General features: G+C 56.3%; 12 protein-coding genes. 3 read left to right on the top strand and 9 right to left on the bottom strand.

Annotation, left to right across the window (positions count from 1 at the left end; all coding sequences use genetic code 11):
- Positions 1-19 precede the first annotated feature (19 nt).
- From accC to SPK40_RS20545, 6 genes are all read right to left on the bottom strand, one after another.
- Entirely contained in the window at positions 20-1363 is a 1344-nt protein-coding gene (gene accC / locus SPK40_RS20570) for an acetyl-CoA carboxylase biotin carboxylase subunit (RefSeq protein ID WP_248144338.1), read from the bottom strand.
- An 11-nt stretch (positions 1364-1374) separates the two neighbouring features.
- On the bottom strand, positions 1375-1839 hold the full coding sequence (gene accB, locus SPK40_RS20565) for an acetyl-CoA carboxylase biotin carboxyl carrier protein (RefSeq protein WP_330961735.1): 465 nt from the start codon (positions 1837-1839) through the stop codon (positions 1375-1377).
- A 23-nt stretch (positions 1840-1862) separates the two neighbouring features.
- Positions 1863-2315 carry a type II 3-dehydroquinate dehydratase gene (gene aroQ, locus SPK40_RS20560; protein ID WP_330961734.1) on the bottom strand — a complete coding sequence of 151 codons (453 nt, stop codon included), beginning with the start codon at positions 2313-2315 and terminating at the stop codon, positions 1863-1865.
- A gap of 505 nt (positions 2316-2820) precedes the next feature.
- Positions 2821-4770 (bottom strand): acetate--CoA ligase, encoded by a 1950-nt coding sequence (gene acs / locus SPK40_RS20555; RefSeq protein ID WP_330961733.1) that lies wholly within the window; start codon positions 4768-4770, stop codon positions 2821-2823.
- Between the two features lie 88 nt (positions 4771-4858).
- Complete coding sequence (locus SPK40_RS20550; RefSeq protein WP_330961732.1) at positions 4859-5572, bottom strand: 3'-5' exonuclease; 714 nt, start codon at positions 5570-5572, stop codon at positions 4859-4861.
- Between the two features lie 24 nt (positions 5573-5596).
- Positions 5597-7417 (bottom strand): DUF294 nucleotidyltransferase-like domain-containing protein, encoded by a 1821-nt coding sequence (locus SPK40_RS20545; protein WP_330961731.1) that lies wholly within the window; start codon positions 7415-7417, stop codon positions 5597-5599.
- A gap of 294 nt (positions 7418-7711) precedes the next feature.
- Between SPK40_RS20545 and SPK40_RS20540 the strand changes: the two genes are divergently transcribed.
- A complete protein-coding gene (locus SPK40_RS20540) occupies positions 7712-8884 on the top strand; it encodes a 3-phenylpropionate MFS transporter (RefSeq protein ID WP_330961730.1) in 1173 nt (390 codons plus the stop codon).
- 117 nt (positions 8885-9001) lie between these two features.
- Positions 9002-12463: a PAS domain-containing hybrid sensor histidine kinase/response regulator gene (locus tag SPK40_RS20535; protein WP_330961754.1), complete on the top strand. Its 3462-nt coding sequence runs from the start codon at positions 9002-9004 to the stop codon at positions 12461-12463.
- 183 nt (positions 12464-12646) lie between these two features.
- Here SPK40_RS20535 and SPK40_RS20530 read toward each other — a convergent pair whose 3' ends face one another.
- Complete coding sequence (locus SPK40_RS20530) at positions 12647-14350, bottom strand: sodium:solute symporter family protein (RefSeq protein WP_248144331.1); 1704 nt, start codon at positions 14348-14350, stop codon at positions 12647-12649.
- 14 nt (positions 14351-14364) lie between these two features.
- Positions 14365-14631 carry a DUF4212 domain-containing protein gene (locus SPK40_RS20525; protein WP_248144330.1) on the bottom strand — a complete coding sequence of 89 codons (267 nt, stop codon included), beginning with the start codon at positions 14629-14631 and terminating at the stop codon, positions 14365-14367.
- A gap of 416 nt (positions 14632-15047) precedes the next feature.
- On the opposite strand from SPK40_RS20525, the gene SPK40_RS20520 reads away from it, so the two are divergent.
- Entirely contained in the window at positions 15048-16787 is a 1740-nt protein-coding gene (locus SPK40_RS20520) for a potassium/proton antiporter (RefSeq protein WP_330961729.1), read from the top strand.
- Between the two features lie 22 nt (positions 16788-16809).
- Here the strand turns inward: SPK40_RS20520 and SPK40_RS20515 are convergent, their stop codons facing one another.
- A complete protein-coding gene (locus SPK40_RS20515) occupies positions 16810-17448 on the bottom strand; it encodes a response regulator transcription factor (RefSeq protein ID WP_248144328.1) in 639 nt (212 codons plus the stop codon).
- Positions 17449-17582 lie beyond the last annotated feature (134 nt).

Below are 17582 nucleotides of genomic sequence, written 5' to 3'. Positions count from 1 at the left end.
CGGTGGAAAACTGAGAGGCTTATTGCAGACCCAGTTTTTTCTCCAGATAGTGGATGTTGGCGCCACCATGCTGGAAGTTCTCGTCTGCCATGATGTCTTTCTGCAGCGGAACGTTGGTTTTGATGCCGTCGATGATCATTTCGTTCAGGGCATTACGCATACGCGAAATAGCCACGTCACGGTTCTCACCGTAAGCAATCAGTTTACCGATCATAGAATCGTAGTGCGGCGGGACCGTGTAGCCAGCGTAAATGTGGGATTCCCAGCGGATACCCATACCACCTGGCGGGTGGAAACGCTCGATCTTGCCCGGAGACGGCAGGAAACGCACCGGATCTTCAGCATTGATACGGCACTCAATCGCGTGACCACGCATGTGAATGTCGCTCTGGCTGAATGACAGCGGCTGACCGGCAGCAATACGCAGCTGCTCTTTGATCAGGTCAACGCCGGTGACCATTTCAGTCACTGGGTGCTCAACCTGAATCCGGGTGTTCATTTCAATGAAATAGAACTCGCCGTTTTCGTACAGGAATTCAAACGTACCTGCACCGCGGTAACCGATTTCAAGGCATGCACGGGTACAACGCTCACCGATGTACTTACGCATTTCTTCGGTGATGCCTGGTGCCGGAGCTTCTTCAACCACTTTCTGGTGACGACGCTGCATCGAACAGTCACGCTCACCCAGGTGGATTGCGCCGCCCTGGCCGTCAGCCAGAACCTGAACTTCGATATGACGTGGGTTTTCCAGGAATTTCTCCATGTACACCATATCGTTGTTGAATGCTGCTTTGGCTTCTGCACGGGTCATCGCGATGGACTGAACCAGATCCGCTTCTTTGCGGACAACGCGCATACCACGACCACCGCCGCCGCCGGAGGCTTTGATGATTACCGGAAAACCGATGCGCTTCGCGATTGATTTGTTTTTCGCTTCATCGTTGCCCAGCGGGCCGTCAGAACCCGGTACGCAAGGTACACCGGCCTTCTTCATCGCGTTGATCGCAGAAACTTTGTCACCCATCAGGCGGATAGTTTCAGCTTTCGGGCCGACGAAGATGAAGCCTGAGCGCTCAACCTGCTCAGCAAAGTCAGCATTCTCAGACAGGAAGCCGTAACCCGGGTGGATAGCAACCGCACCGGTGACTTCAGCCGCACTGATAATGCGTGGAATATTCAGGTAGCTGTCCGTACCACGCGCAGGGCCGATACAGATCGACTCGTCTGCCAGCAATACGTGTTTCAGATCGCGGTCAGCGGTGGAATGCACAGCCACCGTTTTGATCCCCAGCTCTTTACAGGCACGCAAGATACGCAGGGCGATCTCGCCGCGGTTTGCGATGACTACTTTATCTAACATAAGCGCCCCAGTTACTCGATGATAACCAGTGGTTGATCAAACTCAATCGGGTCACCGTTTTCAGCCAGAATTGCAACTACAGTACCGGCTTTATCAGCTTCGATTTGGTTCATCATCTTCATCGCTTCAACGATACACAGGGTATCGCCAACGTTTACGCTCTGACCCACTTCAATGAATGGCTTCGCTTCCGGGCTTGGTGCACGGTAGAAAGTACCGACCATTGGTGACAGAACTTTGTGACCAGCAGGCTCAGCAGCGGCAGGTGCTGCTGGTGCAGCCGCTTCAACTGGTGCCGCAGGTGCCGGCGCAGCAACAGGCGCTGGTGCTGCAGCGTAAACGTGCGCAGGAGCAACGTGCGCAGCAGCAGAGGTGCGGCTGATGCGTACGGACTCTTCACCTTCAGAGATTTCCAGCTCAGAGATGCCTGATTCTTCTACCAGTTCGATAAGTTTCTTGATCTTGCGAATATCCATGTATCTGTTCTCTTTATGTTTGTTCATTGAGCGTTCTGAAGGCGGCGCACGGCTGCCTCCAGGGCGAATTCATAACCATCCGGACCCAGGCCGCAGATCACGCCGACTGCCTTGTCTGACAGATAAGAGTGATGGCGGAAAGGCTCGCGGGCGTGCACATTAGACAAATGTATTTCAATAAACGGGATCGCCACCCCCAGCAGCGCATCGCGGATGGCGACGCTGGTATGGGTATAGGCGGCCGGATTGATGAGGATAAAGTCCACCTTGCCATGGGCCTGGTGGATGGCCTCAATCAGTTCGTGTTCTGCATTGGACTGCAGGTGATCCAGTGTCACGCCCAGATTCTTGGCTTGGGCACTCAGGTTTGCGACAATCTGATCCAGCGTCTGCTGACCGTAGTGGCCGGGCTCTCGCAGTCCCAGCAAATTCAGATTGGGTCCGTTCAGTAGTAAAATACGGTAATTAGTCGACATATTCAGTTATCTATACTCGTTCTTGACCTGTTCTTGCCGAATCAAGTGTCAAAGCACAAAAAAACTGTGACTTTGCTTCCTTTCATGCAAACCATCACGGCTTTTAACCTGTTTGTCGCTCAATTATAGAGAATTCAGCGCAATTCGCAGCAAAATACTGGTCTAATCACCGCTTTTTTGACCTTACACCTGTACGCAGACGGCTTGATTTGCGACGTGTTGCCTTCATTTTCACCGACGCTTCAGTAAGATAGCCGCCTGATGACGCCCACTTAGAACATAAGCGGCCAATCGCGTTGAATCTTAATCGGTTTTGCTGAAAATCACGGCAGAATGCTGCAGGTTCCAAAAAGTTACTCTGCAATCCTGTCTGACAGCGGGGGGCTGCGGAGAGTTCCCGGACTGAACGCGGGATGCGCGGAGAAACAGGCTTGAATTGCGGTGTTCGGGGATAAAAAAAGCCGCCTGACGGCGGCTTGAACGGAGTTCGGTGTTGAGATTGGGGTCAGATGACCTTTTCTTTCTCCGCAATCAGTTTATCAACCACGCTTGGATCGGCCAGAGTCGAGGTATCACCCAGTGAACCGGTGTCCCCGGTGGCGATTTTGCGCAGAATTCGGCGCATGATCTTACCGGAACGGGTTTTCGGCAGAGCATCGGTCCAGTGCAGGAAGTCTGGCGTTGCGATCGGGCCGATTTCCTTCCGTACCCAGTCTTTCACTTCTTTATGGAGCTCGGCGGTCGGCACCACACCATCGTTCAGCGTGATATAAGCGTAAATGGCCTGTCCTTTGATGTCGTGCGGAACCCCCACGATGGCTGCTTCTGCGATTTTATCAAAGGCCACCAGCGCTGATTCGATTTCCGCGGTTCCCATCCGGTGACCGGAAATGTTCAGCACATCATCCACACGACCGGTGATCCAGTAATAACCGTCCTCGTCACGGCGTGCGCCGTCTCCGGTAAAGTACATGCCTTTAAAGGTCGAGAAGTAAGTCTGTTCAAAGCGATCATGATCGCCCCACAGCGTGCGCATCTGTCCCGGCCAGCTGTCCAGGATCACCAGATTGCCTTCGGTGGCGCCTTCAAGAATATTGCCCATATTGTCGACCAGCGCAGGCTGCACACCAAAGAACGGACGGGTTGCTGAGCCCGGTTTCAGTGCCGTCGCCCCCGGCAGTGGTGTGATCAGAATGCCGCCGGTCTCAGTTTGCCACCAGGTATCCACAATAGGGCAGCGGCTGTCGCCGATGGTCCGGTGATACCATTCCCAGGCTTCCGGGTTTATCGGCTCACCCACAGAACCCATAATGCGGAGTGAGGAGCGGTTTGTGCCTTCAATGGCTTCATTGCCTTTGGCCATCAGCGCACGGATCGCCGTTGGTGCGGTATACAGGATATTGACCTGATGCTTGTCAACGACTTCGCTCATGCGTGCTGTGGACGGATAATTCGGTACCCCTTCGAACAGCAGGGTCGTGGCGCCGTTTGCCAGCGGACCATAAACCAGATAGCTGTGGCCGGTGATCCAGCCCACATCGGCGGTACACCAGTACACCTCGCCTTCCTGATAATCGAAGACGTATTTGAAGGTCATGGTGGCATACACCAGATAACCGCCGGTGGTATGCAGGACACCTTTCGGTTTGCCGGTTGACCCTGAGGTATAGAGGATAAACAGCGGGTCTTCCGCATTCATCGGCTCAGGTTCACATTGCGCAGGCATATTTGCAGTGGCTTCATGCCACCAGACATCACGGTTGCTTTCCCATGCGACTGGATTGCCGGTACGCTGGAAGACCACAACTTTCTCTACACTGTCGACTTCCGGATTTTTCAGGGCGTCATCAACGTTCTTTTTCAGCGGCACAATACGGCCGCCGCGGACACCTTCATCCGCAGTCACCACGACTTTGGCTTTTGAGTCAATGATCCGACCGGCCAGCGCTTCCGGAGAGAAACCCCCGAAGACAATGGTGTGGACTGCCCCGATCCGGGTACAGGCCAGCATTGCGACTGCGGCTTCTGCGACCATCGGCATGTACAGGCACACCACATCGCCTTTTTGTACGCCCTGTGCTTTCAGTGCGTTGGCGAACAGGCAGACCTGCTGATGCAGTTCGTTGTAGGTCAGGGTAGCATCGTCGCTTGGGTCATCACCTTCCCAGATGATGGCGGGCTGATCGCCACGGGTGGCCAAGTGACGGTCAAGGCAGTTGGCTGAGACGTTCAGAGTGCCGTCTTCAAACCAGTTGATGCTGACATGGCCGGTATCGAAAGAGGTTTGTTTTACTTTGGTGTAAGGGGTGATCCAGTCAACGATTTTGCCTTGCTCGCCCCAGAAGGCTTCCGGGTTGGTGACAGACTGCTGGTACATCTCGCGGTATTGCTCTTCCGTGATATGAGCCCGCTTAGCAATCTGCTGGTTGACAGGGTAAACGTGAACCTCACTCATTCTATTCTCCTTGTGTTTCCGTCATCGTCCTGAGCGGACCGGATCAATCGCTTTCTCTTAACTTGTGCCAGATTGCGTACTTCCTCAATTAGACTTTAGGATGAGTGTGCGCTGTCATGACTTTTTCTCCGGTTTTACACCGGGTTGCATCGTGCCGGGCGGACGGGTTCGAAAAAAACGGCGGCGATGTCAGGCTCGGCAGATCCCCGTGTTTCAGCCGGACATAAATCAGTGCGGCAGTGATACTGTCCTGAAGGGCATCATGCCGCTCACTCTGAGGCAGATCCAAATGACGGCGGATGGCTTCCAGACTTAAATCATAGCTGGTATTGGGTAACTGGCGCTCCAGCTGTTCATGGTACAGGTGACTGACCTCTACCAGCCGGTTGGGCAGGGCAAAACCAAATAACCGTCGGAAATAGCGGTCAAGGATCGTCTTGTCATAGCGGATATGGTAGCCAACCAGGGGACGGTTTCCGATAAAGTCCAGAAGCTGGGTCAGCGCTTCCTGAGCGTCCAGCCCGTGTTTCAGATCCTGATGACGCAATCGGTGGATCGTGACGGAGTCGGCATTCAGACTGTCGGGCGGGCTGAGCGTCAGGTGCAGCGACTCGCTGGTCAGGATCCGGTTCGCACGGATGCGGGTGGCCGCAATTGAGACCAGTTCAGCGCTGGCCGGGTCCAGGCTGGTGGTTTCACAGTCGAGCGACACCAGCTCTTCACCGCGGTAACGTTCAAACAGGGCTTTGATTGGATGTTGGCGGAATTTGTACTGATACCACCAACGACGCAGTATATTCATGTGTTTCTCACCGTAATCCGGCTATCAGTCCCTGAGCTGGTAATGATAGCTGAGCCATTCCTTGAATTTTTTCACCACGTGCAGACTGTGGCGTAAGACATCCCGTTCAGCCCGGCTCAGAGCGGCCAGATCCAACTGGTGCTGCTGACCGGCAGTCAGGGTTTCATCGTTGAGACTGAGCTGCTGCCTGAGTCTGAGCCGGATAAACAGCTTCAGGGCCTCACTCAGGTTTGAGGCCGTGGTCGGTTCCAGAACCTTGCGTTGCTCGAGGGCGGTCAGGCGGCTGAAGGTATTGGTTTCAGCCACGTCATATTCCAGTGCCAGAGTCCGGACACCATGCACAATCGGAAAGATGCCGCCGCGCTTGATATCCGGCCCGTGTTTGCTGCGTTTGATCTGGCCGAACAGGGTCAGGGGAACGCTGAATTTCATGGCTGGACGGGCAAAGGTCGACAACAGTAACTCCTGGCTGGCCAGCTGATGGTGCAGCGCCTGTTTCACCGGTTCCAGTAACTTCCGGTTGCCGGCGACGGCCTGGGCGTCAGCCAGAATCGCCAGAGTCATCATCGCGTTTTCATCGCCCTGGTCACAGCATTGCCGGATGGTTTGCTGCCAGCCGGAGACGCTGTGCACCCATTCCGGGTTACTGACCATGACCTTGCCCGGACAGGCCGGATAGCCCAGCTGGCACAGGGTGTCACTCAGGGTCGTCATCACGGTGTGGGCGTCGGGCCAGTCAACGCCGTCAGCGAGGATCAGGGCATTGTCCTGATCGGTTTTCAGAATCTGTTCCCCGCGACCTTCCGATCCCAGGACCAGCAGGCAGCATTGTTCCTGACGATCCGCCGGGACCACCAGCTGGAAAGCTTTCTCGATTATCTGTTCATTGATGCTGGCAATCAGCGCCATGACAAAGCGGGTGTGGATGCCGTTGTTAAACAGGGTTTGCACCAGAGAGGGCTGACTTTCCGAAGCCAGGGCCAGTTCTTCAATGCTGGCGGCCCGGGCAATGCGAAGCGCCAGCACATGGGAATGGGTGGAAAACAGACTCAGAACCTGGGTCATATCCAGCATCCCGGCGATGTCCTCCCCCTGGGTGATCAGCACTCGTTTCACCCGATGCCGGGTCATGGCAATCATGGCATTAAACAGGTAATCCCCCTGTTCAATGCTGATCACCGGTGTGGTCGCAATCTGGCTGACCGGCGTACTGCTAGCTTTGCCGTCCAGCATCACGGCATGCAAAAGATCGGTCCGGGTTACGATGCCGAACCTGTGCAGCGCGCTGTCCGGCAGGATCACAAAGGCGGCATCACTGTTTTGCTGGCGCATCCGGGCTGTCGCGGTATGCAGATCGGTGTCTGCGCTCAACATCAGGCAAGGCTGGATGTTATCGGGGCGGATGCGGGTCAGAATGAATTCGGCCAGATTCGGCTGGCGGTGGGCCTGCTCCAGCAACTGCTGACGGGTCGCCAGATTGGTATCGAAATAGGCCGCGAAATCCGGGTTCTGCCGATAAAACTCGGCAAAAATCGGTTGCGGGAGTAGGTAGCACAGGGTGTCTTCAACGGCCCGGTACTGGTGACGGCTGTGGCCGCTGAGCTGCGCCCGGACGTCAAACAGATCGTCTGTGGTGTAGTGGGCGAAATGTTCCTGCTGATCGGCAGAAGTTTCCTCAACGCTCCCTTTCATGATGATATGCAGTGACTGACAGTCAGCTCCGGCATGAATGATCACTTCCCCCGCACGAAAATAGGCGACATCCAGGGCATTGACCAGCCGGGATTGCTGGCTGAGATCCAGACGATCAAAGGGGATCAGCGTCGTGTTGAAAGGTTGCGGCATGGCATTCTCGCTCCGTTAGGCTGCCCTGGTTTCTCGGCAAGGGGGTTCGGACGGCACGGCACGGTCGGCATCGGTTGACTGGTAATTGCTTTGCCGATAACTGGTTGCCGGTAATGGACAGCCTCTGTGAAGCAGTGTCGCCCAGCCGCGGCAATTGCTCCAGCCGACTTTAGTCTAGCGCACCGTCTGGTGCCTGTTGGCGGGTTGTGACATTCCTCGGAAACAGGCTTTCCTGCGTTGTGCCCAGCAGGCATACTGTCTGCTGTTTTTTTGAATGCAGCAGGAATGTCGGGAATGTTGAGAAGTAGCCCATTTGGCTGGACGGCGCAGTATATGTTCGGCTTTTATTTTAACTATGGCGTGTATTTACCGTTCTGGGCGGTCTGGCTGGATGCCCTGGGTATCCCGGCCGGAGACATCGGCCTGCTGCTGGGACTGGGACTCGGGGTGCGCTGTTTTGCCAATATGGTGCTGACACCGCGGATTCACCGCGTGGAGCACTTGCTGCCCGCCTTGCGCTGGCTGGCTTTGCTCAGCCTGATCTGCTGTGCCGCATTTGTCATGGTCAGCGGTAACCTGCTCGCTCTGACCGTCGTGATTGTGTTGTTTAACCTGCTGGTCGGCCCGGTCATTCCGCTGTCCGACAGTCTGGCCAATTACTACGCCAAAGAGGGACATTTAGACTATGGTCGAACCCGGTTATGGGGCTCGATTGCCTTTATCGTCGGTTCGACCATTGCCGGGCTGGCTGCCGCAGAACTCGGGTCTCAGGTGATCCCCTGGGTGGCGATGCTTGGGTTGGGGGCTGCACTGCTGTTGTCACTGCGCCAGCCGACGGTACTGCCCGCTGAAGCGGAGGCCCAGCGGATGGCGAGGCCGCCGCTGACGGGCTTTCTGCGCGACCGCCGGGTGATCCGTTTTCTGCTGATTGTGGCGTTGCTGCAGGGCAGCCATGCGGCGTATTACAGCTTTAGTGCCATGTACTGGAAGTCGATTGGTTTCAGCGAGGCAATCAGCGGTTACCTGTGGAGTTTCAGCGTGGTGGCTGAAATTACCGTATTTGCGCTGAGCAAGCGGCTCTTTGCCGGCTGGAGCGTGGCGGCCATGTTCCGGCTGGCCGCCGCAGGTGTGCTGCTCCGCTGGGGACTGACGGCGACCATGACAGAGCTGCCGATGCTGGTGCTGACGCAGGCATTGCACGGGGTGACTTTTGCCGCCGCGCATCTGGCAGCGATTCGCTATATTCAGCATGCGGAAAGCCATCAGATGGTCGCGCTGCAGGCGCTGTACAATGCCTTGCCGCTTGGCGCCGTGATGGCCGCTTTGACCACCCTCAGTGGCTGGGGTTACGGCTGGTGGGGCGCCGATGTGTTCTGGCTGATGGCGCTGATGGGGCTGCCTGTGCTGCTGATGAAGATTGATGAAACACCAGCGGAGCACGCAGCACCGGTCAGAGAAGCCGTGTAAACTCTGAGGGTTGATCGCTGGCGTCATGTGGCACGCCAGCCAGCCGTATACCTCAGTGAGCGTTTAGTTCGGCCCCGGATTCGGGCCGGAATCAAGGAAGACAGACAGGGAGATCTGATGGAGCAGGGATGGATTGTGGTGCCGGTATCGCTGGCTTATCTGGGACTATTGTTTCTGATTGCCTGGTACGGCGATAAACACACAGGGTGGATGTCTCGCTGGCGGCCCTGGATCTACAGTCTGTCGATTGCGGTGTACTGCACTTCCTGGACGTTTTACGGCACGGTCGGGCAGGCCAGCCGTGATCTGTGGTCATTTTTGCCGATTTATCTGGCCCCGATTCTGGTATTTACCTTCGGCTGGCGGGTGTTTGCCCGGCTGATTCTGATCGCCAAGCGCGAGCACATCACTTCAATTGCCGACTTCATTGCTGCCCGCTACGGTAAGTCACAGGGACTGGCGGTGCTGGTGACCCTGATCGCGGTGGTCGGCATTCTGCCTTATATTGCCCTGCAACTGCGGGGAATCACCATGGGGCTGGCACAGGTTGCCCCGGAGCTGACCCGCAGCGGTGGCCTGAATGACGGCGATATCGCCTGGCTGGTCACACTGGCGCTGACGGCCTTTACTGTCCTGTTCGGGACCCGTCATCTGGATACCACGGAACATCATCGCGGCATGATGATGGCCGTGGCTTTTGAGTCACTGATCAAGCTGGCAGCTTTTCTGGTGGTGGGACTGTTTGTCATGCTGCTGTGGTGGGAAGTGCCGGCGCTGGAGCTGGGCCAGCTGGATGAAGCCGTGCTGCCATCTATGGATTTAAATGTGGGCAGCTTCATCATTCATACGCTGCTGACCATGACCGCCATTATCTGTCTGCCCCGGCAGTTTCACACCACTGTGGTTGAAAATACCCACGCGCCGGACCTTCATCTGGCCCGCCGCGTCTTTCCGGTGTATCTGCTGCTGATGGGCCTTTTTGTCATCCCGCTGGCGCTGGCCGGGAAGGTGCTGCTGCCGGGTGTATCGGCGGACACCTATGTGATTAACCTGCCGTTGCTGCAGGGGGCCGACACCATTGCTCTGCTGGCGTTTCTGGGGGGGACTTCGGCGGCCAGCGGCATGGTGATCGTTTCAACCATCGCGCTGGCGATCATGGCTTCGAATGATCTGGTGCTGCCGCTGCTGCTGCGACGGCTGCGAGTGTCCGGCCGTAACCATGCGGCTTTCTCCGGTTTACTGCTCAACATCCGCCGGGCGCTGATCCTTTTGTTGCTGCTGGCTGCCTGGGGCTTCCATGAAGTGCTGGATGAAATCGAATCGCTGTCGGCAATTGGTCTGCTGTCTTTTGCGGCGATCGCCCAGTTTGCCCCGGCTCTGCTGGGCGGGATTTACTGGCGCGAAGGGAACCGCAACGGGGTGTATGCCGGGATGCTGGGCGGCAGTGCGATTTGGGTGATCACCCTGATGAGCCAGACCGGGATGCTGGCCGGTACCGCGGAAACCAACCTCCTGCTCTGGCTGCTCACCCCGCCGTCCTGGCCGGTATTGCGTGAGCTGACTGTGGTGGACTGGGGGATGCTGCTCAGTCTGCTGTTCAACCTGGTTCTCTATGTGGTGGTGTCCATGGTGACCCGCTCATCGCTGACCGAGCGGCTGCAGGCCGCGACTTTTGTCGGAGCGCCGATGCCGGAGGCGGACGATGCTCGGCTGTATCAGGCCCGGGTGACGGTTTCTGAGCTGGAAATGCTGGCGGGCCGATTTGTCGGTCGCAAGCGGGTACGCCATGCCTTTACCCAGTTTGCCCGTCAGCATCAGAATGAATTCCTGCCGCAGCAACAGGCACCGGCTACGCTGATCCGTCATACCGAGCGGGTACTGGCCGGGGTCTTCGGGGCCTCTTCTGCCCGGCTGGTGCTGACCTCGGCGCTGCAGGGGCGAAACATGCAGCTGGAAGAAGTGGCGACCATTGTGGATGAAGCCTCTGAGCTGTTCGATTTCAGCCGTGGCCTGTTACAGGGCGCGATTGAGCACATCAGTCAGGGAATTGCGGTGGTCGACAAGCAGCTCCGGCTGGTGGCCTGGAATCAGCGCTATCTCGAGCTGTTTTCCTTTCCGCCGGGACTGATTCAGGTCGGACGGCCGATTGCGGATGTGATTCGCCATAATGCCCGTCAGGGACTGTGCGGGCCGGGGGATCCGGAACTGCATGTAGAAAAACGGGTCCAGCACCTCAAGCGCGGTACAGCGCATACGTCATCCCGGATCCGGCCGGATGGCCGGGTGATCGAAGTGCAGGGCAATCCGATGCCCGGCGGTGGTTTTGTCATGAGTTTTACCGACATTACCGCCTTCCGTCAGGCCGAGGAAGCGCTCAAGGAAGCCAATGAGAATCTGGAAGCCCGGGTCCGGCAGCGCACGCAGGAGCTCGAACAGCTCAACCGTCGTCTGGTGTCCGCAACCCAGCAGGCAGAACAGCAGGCGCAATCGAAAAGTAAATTCCTGGCAGCGGTCAGTCATGATCTGATGCAGCCGCTCAATGCCGCACGCCTGTTCTCGTCGTCACTGAGTGAAGTGGCGAAAGATGAAGAAAGTACCCGGCTGGCCCATCACATTGAAAGTGCGCTGGGCGCTGCGGAAGATCTGATAGGCGATTTGCTGGATGTCTCGCGGCTGGAGGCAGGCAAGCTGCAGGTGAATGTGCATGTCTTCCCGCTCAGCGATGTGCTGGATAACCTGAAAGCGGAGTTCAGTGCACTGGCGAAACAGCAGGGAATTGATTTCGCCGTGGTCGACAGCAAGGCGCTGGTGCATTCGGATCCCAAGCTGTTGCGACGGGCGTTACAGAACTTCCTGACCAATGCCTTCCGGTACAATCCTGGCGGCAAGGTGTTGCTGGGCGTTCGTCGCCACGGCAGCCAGCTTCGCATTGAGGTGTGGGACAACGGTCCGGGGATTCCGGCGGAGAAGCAGGCCAACATTTTTGATGAGTTCACCCGGATTGACCGGGGGCGGGGAGAGCACGGGCTCGGCCTCGGACTGGCGATTGCCCGCGGGATCAGCCGGGTACTGGATCATCCGTTGTCGCTGCGTTCCTGGCTGGGAGAGGGAACGGTATTCTCGTTGTCTGTCCGCCGCGGGCTGGCGGTTCAGCTCCCGAAAACAGCAGAGGCGTTGGCTCCGATCCAGTCGCTGCCGCTGTCCGGCACCCGGGTACTCTGTGTGGATAATGAAAAGGATATTCTGACCGGGATGGAGAACTTGCTCAGCCGCTGGGGCTGTGAGGTTCGTCTGGCTGAGTCGGTATCCGCCGCGCTGGCGCAGTGTGAGCAAGATTGGGTGCCGGATGTGATTCTCAGTGATTATCACCTGGCGCAGCAGGAAACCGGGTTGACAGTGCTGGAACAATGCGAAGCGAAACTGGGCCGGGTTTTCAATGGCGTGGTGATCAGCGCAGACCGGATGCCGGAAACACAGCAGACCATCCGCAGTAAGGGGTTCGCCTTTATCAGCAAGCCGGTGAAACCGCTCAAGTTGCGTTCGTTGCTGAATCAGTACGCGCAGGCCAGGATCAGCTAAAGTTTGCTGCGCTGGCGGGAACCCGTGTTTCCGTTTGCGCTGTTTTGCGACTCCGGACGGGTCAAGCCATAAAAAAACGGAGCCGTTGAGGCTCCGTCCGTACTCAGTCTATGCTCCGTTAATACAGGCGGGGTTTCCACCATTTCTGCGACTGAGTGTTGTGTAGACCCTGATCGTTCTGAATCAGTGGCTGTGCGCTTCACCGGCACCTTTCGGATAACGGATGGACTCCACCAGTTCCTGTACATCATCCGGTACTTCTGCGGTGAATTTGTTCACCACAATCGACACGGCAAAGTTCACACACATCCCCAGTGTACCGATGCCTTCCGGGCTGATGCCGAACCACCAGTTGTCCGGTGTACTTGCCGCAGGGTTGATGAACTTGAAGTAGATGATATAAGCCGCGGTAAACAGAATGCCGCTCAGCATCCCGGCAATTGCGCCTTCTTTATTCATCTTCTTATAGAAGATGCCCATGATGATGGCTGGGAAGAAGGATGATGCTGCCAGACCGAAGGCAAAGGCCACGACCTGAGCCACGAATCCCGGCGGATTAATCCCCAGATAACCGGCACCTACGACAGCCAGTGCGGCACCAATCCTGGCGGCCATGAGCTCTTGTTTGTCGGTCATATCCGGTTTGAAGCCCTTCTTCAGCAGATCGTGCGACACTGACGTTGAAATCACCAGCAGCAGACCTGCCGCCGTTGAAAGCGCCGCTGCCAGACCACCGGCTGCCAGCAGGGCAACAACCCAGTTCGGCAGCTTGGCCAGCTCAGGACTTGCCAGGACGATGATGTCACGGTTGATGCTCATTTCGTTTCGCGCATCGCCGGAGTAGAACATTTTACCGTCGCCGTTTTTATCTTCCCAGGTCACCAGGCCGGTTTTCTCCCAGTTGGTCACCCAGCCTGGGGCCTGCTCAGCCGCTACACCCTGCATGTCCGGACCATTGATGGTTTCAAACATGTTGATCCGGGCAAATGCAGCCACTGCAGGCGCTGTGGTGTACAGGAAAGCGATGAACAGCAGTGCCCAGCCAGCCGAAATACGGGCGTCTTTCACGCGAGGCACAGTGAAGAAACGGATAATCACGTGCGGCAGACCGGCCGTACCGACCATCAGCGCGGCAGTGATAAAGAACACGTCCACCATGCTCTTCGAGCCGTCAATGTAGGAGGTAAAGCCCAGTTCGGTGCTCAGGCCTTCCAGTTTGTCCATCAGATACACATCCGTGCCGCTGATGGTGGAGCCGAAACCAATCTGAGGGATGGCAGAACCCGTCACCATGATTGAGGTGAAGATTGCCGGAACCATGAAGGCGAAGATCAGCACGCAATACTGAGCTACCTGGGTATAGGTGATACCCTTCATGCCGCCCATGACTGCGTAGAAGAAGACAATCGCCATCCCGATCACGATGCCGATGTTAATATCAACTTCCAGGAAACGGGCAAACACCACGCCCACGCCGCGCATCTGTCCTGCAACATAAGTGAAGGAAACAAAGATAGCACAGAACACAGCAACCATACGGGCGGTGCGGGAGTAGTAACGATCGCCGATGAAATCCGGCACGGTAAACTTACCGAATTTGCGCAGGTAAGGTGCGAGGCAGAGTGCCAGCAGAACGTAACCGCCGGTCCAGCCCATCAGGTATACACCACCGTCATAACCGGCAAACGAGATGATCCCGGCCATGGAAATGAAGGAGGCTGCAGACATCCAGTCTGCCGCAGTCGCCATGCCGTTCGCGACCGGGTGCACGCCGCCGCCGGCCACGTAGAATTCACTGGTTGATCCGGCACGGGACCAGATCGCAATGCCGATATAGAGTGCGAATGACAGCCCCACCAGTATGAAGGTCCAGGTTTGAATATCCATGAGTGATGACTCCCTTAATCCTCGTGAACGTTGAACTTGCGGTCCAGCGCATTCATCTTGTAGACGTAAATAAAAATCAGCGCCACAAAGACATAAATGGAGCCCTGCTGTGAGAACCAGAAACCGAGCTTAAAGCCACCCAGCTGGAACTGATTGAGAGCATCCACAAATAACACACCTGCCCCGTATGACACGAGGAACCAGATGGCAAGCAGGGAACCCATAATGGTCAGGTTCTCCTTCCAGTAGGCTTGCGCTTGTTCCTTGGATTCAAACGCCATGGTTTTCTCCTTCCTATGGTCAGTCATTTTCGGTTAAAAAAATGTTACCTGATGACAATAGCAAGCTTCTGAACAGGGGACATTGCAACTTTAGTCGGGCAAAAAAACACCGAAAGTCATCTAGATTTAAAGTGTTAGTGATAGATATCAATAAAACCCGGATGTTAATTCAGTGTTAAGTTAGCCAAAAGTATTAGGCCGGACAGCTCGTTGTTTTCAGGCGAGAGGCCATTGGTTTTCCGACGATTCGGTGGTGAAAAAATATTTTTTCAGCGGATTGAGCGGGGCGAGGCGCGAATTTGTTTACAGATAGTTTTCCAAAGGTCGCTGTATTTTAGGGCAAAATATACAGGCGCCCGTTTGGTACACTGGGTGACGAAAAAAAATTCATAACAACAATAACTGATGGAGGATGAGTGGACGCGATTTCAATTAACAGCTTTTTTCTGGTTGGTGCGCTCCTGATTGCTTTGAGTGTTCTCCTGAGTCCGGTCTCTTCCCGATTAGGGATTCCGATTCTGCTGGTGTTTCTTGCTGTCGGCATGCTGGCTGGTGAAGATGGCCCGGGTGGTATCTTATTTGATGATTATTCGCTGGCGTACCTGGTCAGCAACCTGGCACTGGCGATTATTCTGCTGGATGGCGGGATGCGGACCCGGGTGGCCAGTTTCCGGGTTGCTTTCTGGCCCTCGGTCACGCTGGCAACCGTTGGGGTTGCCATTACGACTTTGCTGACGGGCCTGATGGCCATGTGGTTGTTCGATCTGGCGCCGTTACAGGGCATTCTGGTGGGCGCAATTGTCGGGTCAACAGACGCTGCGGCAGTGTTCTCGTTGCTGAAAGGCCGCAGCCTGAACGAGCGGGTCGGTTCAACCCTGGAAATTGAATCCGGGACTAACGACCCGATGGCGGTGTTTCTGACTGTCACGCTGATTGCGGTACTCAGCAGCCAGGGAACCGAATTCAGTGCCGGCTTTCTGGCCCTGAGCTTTGTGAAGCAGTTTGGCATTGGCACCTTGCTCGGACTGGCAGGAGGCTGGGTGTTGTGGCGGGTGATTAATCGCAGCCAGTTGCCGGAGGGCTTGTATTCGATTCTGGCCGTCAGTGGTGGTCTGATCATTTTCGCGGTTTCGAACGCGCTCGGCGGCAGCGGGATCTTGTCGATTTATCTGGCCGGTCTGCTGCTGGGGAATCGCCCGACCCGGGGCCGCCATTCGATTCTGAACGTGCTGGATGGTATGACCTGGCTCAGTCAGATCGGGATGTTCCTGGTGCTGGGCCTGCTGGTCACGCCGTCGAATCTGCTGGCGATTGCCCTGCCGGGGCTGGCACTGGCCTTCGGAATGATTCTGTTTGCCCGCCCGATTTCGGTCTGGATCGGTCTGCTGCCGTTTCGCAGTTTTACCGCCCGTGAGAAATGGTTCATTTCCTGGGTCGGGCTGCGTGGCGCGGTGCCGATTATTCTGGCGGTGTTCCCGATGATGGCGGGGCTGCCCAATGCCCAGTTGTATTTTAATCTGGCGTTTTTCGTGGTCATGGTCTCCCTGATCCTTCAGGGGGGCACGCTGACCAAAGCTATGGCACTGGCGAAAGTGGAATTGCCGCCAAGACCGGAGCCGGTCTCCCGGACCGGGGTGGAAATTTTTCCGGCCTCAGAATGGGAGCTGTTCGTCTATAAGATGAAGGCTGATAAATGGTGTATCGGTGAGCCGCTGCGCAACCTTTTCCTGCCGGAAGGCACCCGGATTGCAGCCGTCTTTCGCGAGGAAGGACTGATGCACCCCTCGGGCAGTACCCGGCTGGAAGAGGGCGATATCCTCTGCGTGCTGGCTCAGGAAAAAGATCTGGAAGCGCTCAGTCAGCTGTTCAGTGAAGCACCGGAAAAAACAGAGCTGGTTCGCTTCTTTGGTGACTTTTTCCTGGATGCTGAGGCCCGGCTGGTTGATGTTGCCGTGGCTTACGGCCTGGAACTCGACGGCGTTGATCCGGCACTGACCCTCAAAGCGCTGGTGATTCAGCATTTGGGGACGAATCAGGTGCTGGGGGATAACTTCGAGTGGAACGGTCTGTACTGGGTGGTCGCCGATGTGGAAGACTGGCAGGTCACTAAAGTGGGCTTACGCCTGCCAGAGGAAGAAGAGGACGTTGCCTCCTAAAACACGACGAGTGAGTCATCACTCACTCGTCGCTGAGTTCGTTTAACAGAATCACGGCCTGAGTGCGGTTTTTGACCCCGAGTTTGCGGAAAATGGCGGTCATGTGGGCTTTGATGGTGGCTTCCGACACATTGAGTTCGTAGGCGATTTGCTTGTTGAGCAGGCCATCAGACAGCATACACAGTACCTTGTACTGTTGCGGCGTCAGGGTTGCAATTCTGGCTGCCAGCGCATCCATTTCGGGGTTGTCTTCATCCTCGCCGATCCCCGGCGGGAAGCAGGGCTCACCCTCCAGCACCTGATTCAGTGCGCTGATCAGGGCGCGCATATCACTGGATTTTGGAATGAAGCCGAATGCCCCGTGATGACGGACCTGCCGGATCACTGAGGCTTCCTCGTTGGCAGACACCACCACCACCGGCAGTTCCGGGTACTGGGCCCGCAACTGAATCAGGCCGGACATGCCGTTGGCGCCGGGCATTTTCAGATCCAGCAGCACCAGATCAACATCAGGTTCTTTTTCAAGCAGCGTTAACAGGGTATCGAGGGAGTCTGCTTCCAGCAGATTCGCCTTACTGACCGCCATGTGCACGGATTGAAACAGTGCATTGCGGAACAGGGGGTGGTCATCGGCGATGACGATTGTGTACTGAGCGTCCATGGCATTGAGTGTTTAGTTTTTGTTAACGCTATCACTGCCGGTCAGACAGATCAATTTGTTCACCCCCAAGTTACGAACTGGATCCGTTCCCGTTCGCGACTTGGGGGCGTTTTATGTCATTGGGGAATAGTTTT

Source organism: Photobacterium sp. 53610, from assembly GCF_036409375.1.
Taxonomy (GTDB): Bacteria; Pseudomonadota; Gammaproteobacteria; order Enterobacterales; family Vibrionaceae; genus Photobacterium.
Note: the sequence above shows the minus strand (reverse complement) of the source record. Positions and strands in the feature narration are given on the sequence as shown.

What these genes read in the sequence shown, in the direction of transcription:
- SPK40_RS20535 (WP_330961754.1), top strand. Translation starts at nt 9,002, where the DNA reads ATGGAGCAGGGATGGATTGTGGTGCCGGTATCGCTGGCTTATCTGGGA.
- SPK40_RS20550 (WP_330961732.1), bottom strand. Translation starts at nt 5,572, where the DNA reads ATGAATATACTGCGTCGTTGGTGGTATCAGTACAAATTCCGCCAACAT.
- aroQ (WP_330961734.1), bottom strand. Translation starts at nt 2,315, where the DNA reads ATGTCGACTAATTACCGTATTTTACTACTGAACGGACCCAATCTGAAT.
- acs (WP_330961733.1), bottom strand. Translation starts at nt 4,770, where the DNA reads ATGAGTGAGGTTCACGTTTACCCTGTCAACCAGCAGATTGCTAAGCGG.
- SPK40_RS20515 (WP_248144328.1), bottom strand. Translation starts at nt 17,448, where the DNA reads ATGGACGCTCAGTACACAATCGTCATCGCCGATGACCACCCCCTGTTC.
- SPK40_RS20525 (WP_248144330.1), bottom strand. Translation starts at nt 14,631, where the DNA reads ATGGCGTTTGAATCCAAGGAACAAGCGCAAGCCTACTGGAAGGAGAAC.
- accB (WP_330961735.1), bottom strand. Translation starts at nt 1,839, where the DNA reads ATGGATATTCGCAAGATCAAGAAACTTATCGAACTGGTAGAAGAATCA.
- SPK40_RS20540 (WP_330961730.1), top strand. Translation starts at nt 7,712, where the DNA reads ATGTTGAGAAGTAGCCCATTTGGCTGGACGGCGCAGTATATGTTCGGC.
- accC (WP_248144338.1), bottom strand. Translation starts at nt 1,363, where the DNA reads ATGTTAGATAAAGTAGTCATCGCAAACCGCGGCGAGATCGCCCTGCGT.
- SPK40_RS20530 (WP_248144331.1), bottom strand. Translation starts at nt 14,350, where the DNA reads ATGGATATTCAAACCTGGACCTTCATACTGGTGGGGCTGTCATTCGCA.
- SPK40_RS20545 (WP_330961731.1), bottom strand. Translation starts at nt 7,417, where the DNA reads ATGCCGCAACCTTTCAACACGACGCTGATCCCCTTTGATCGTCTGGAT.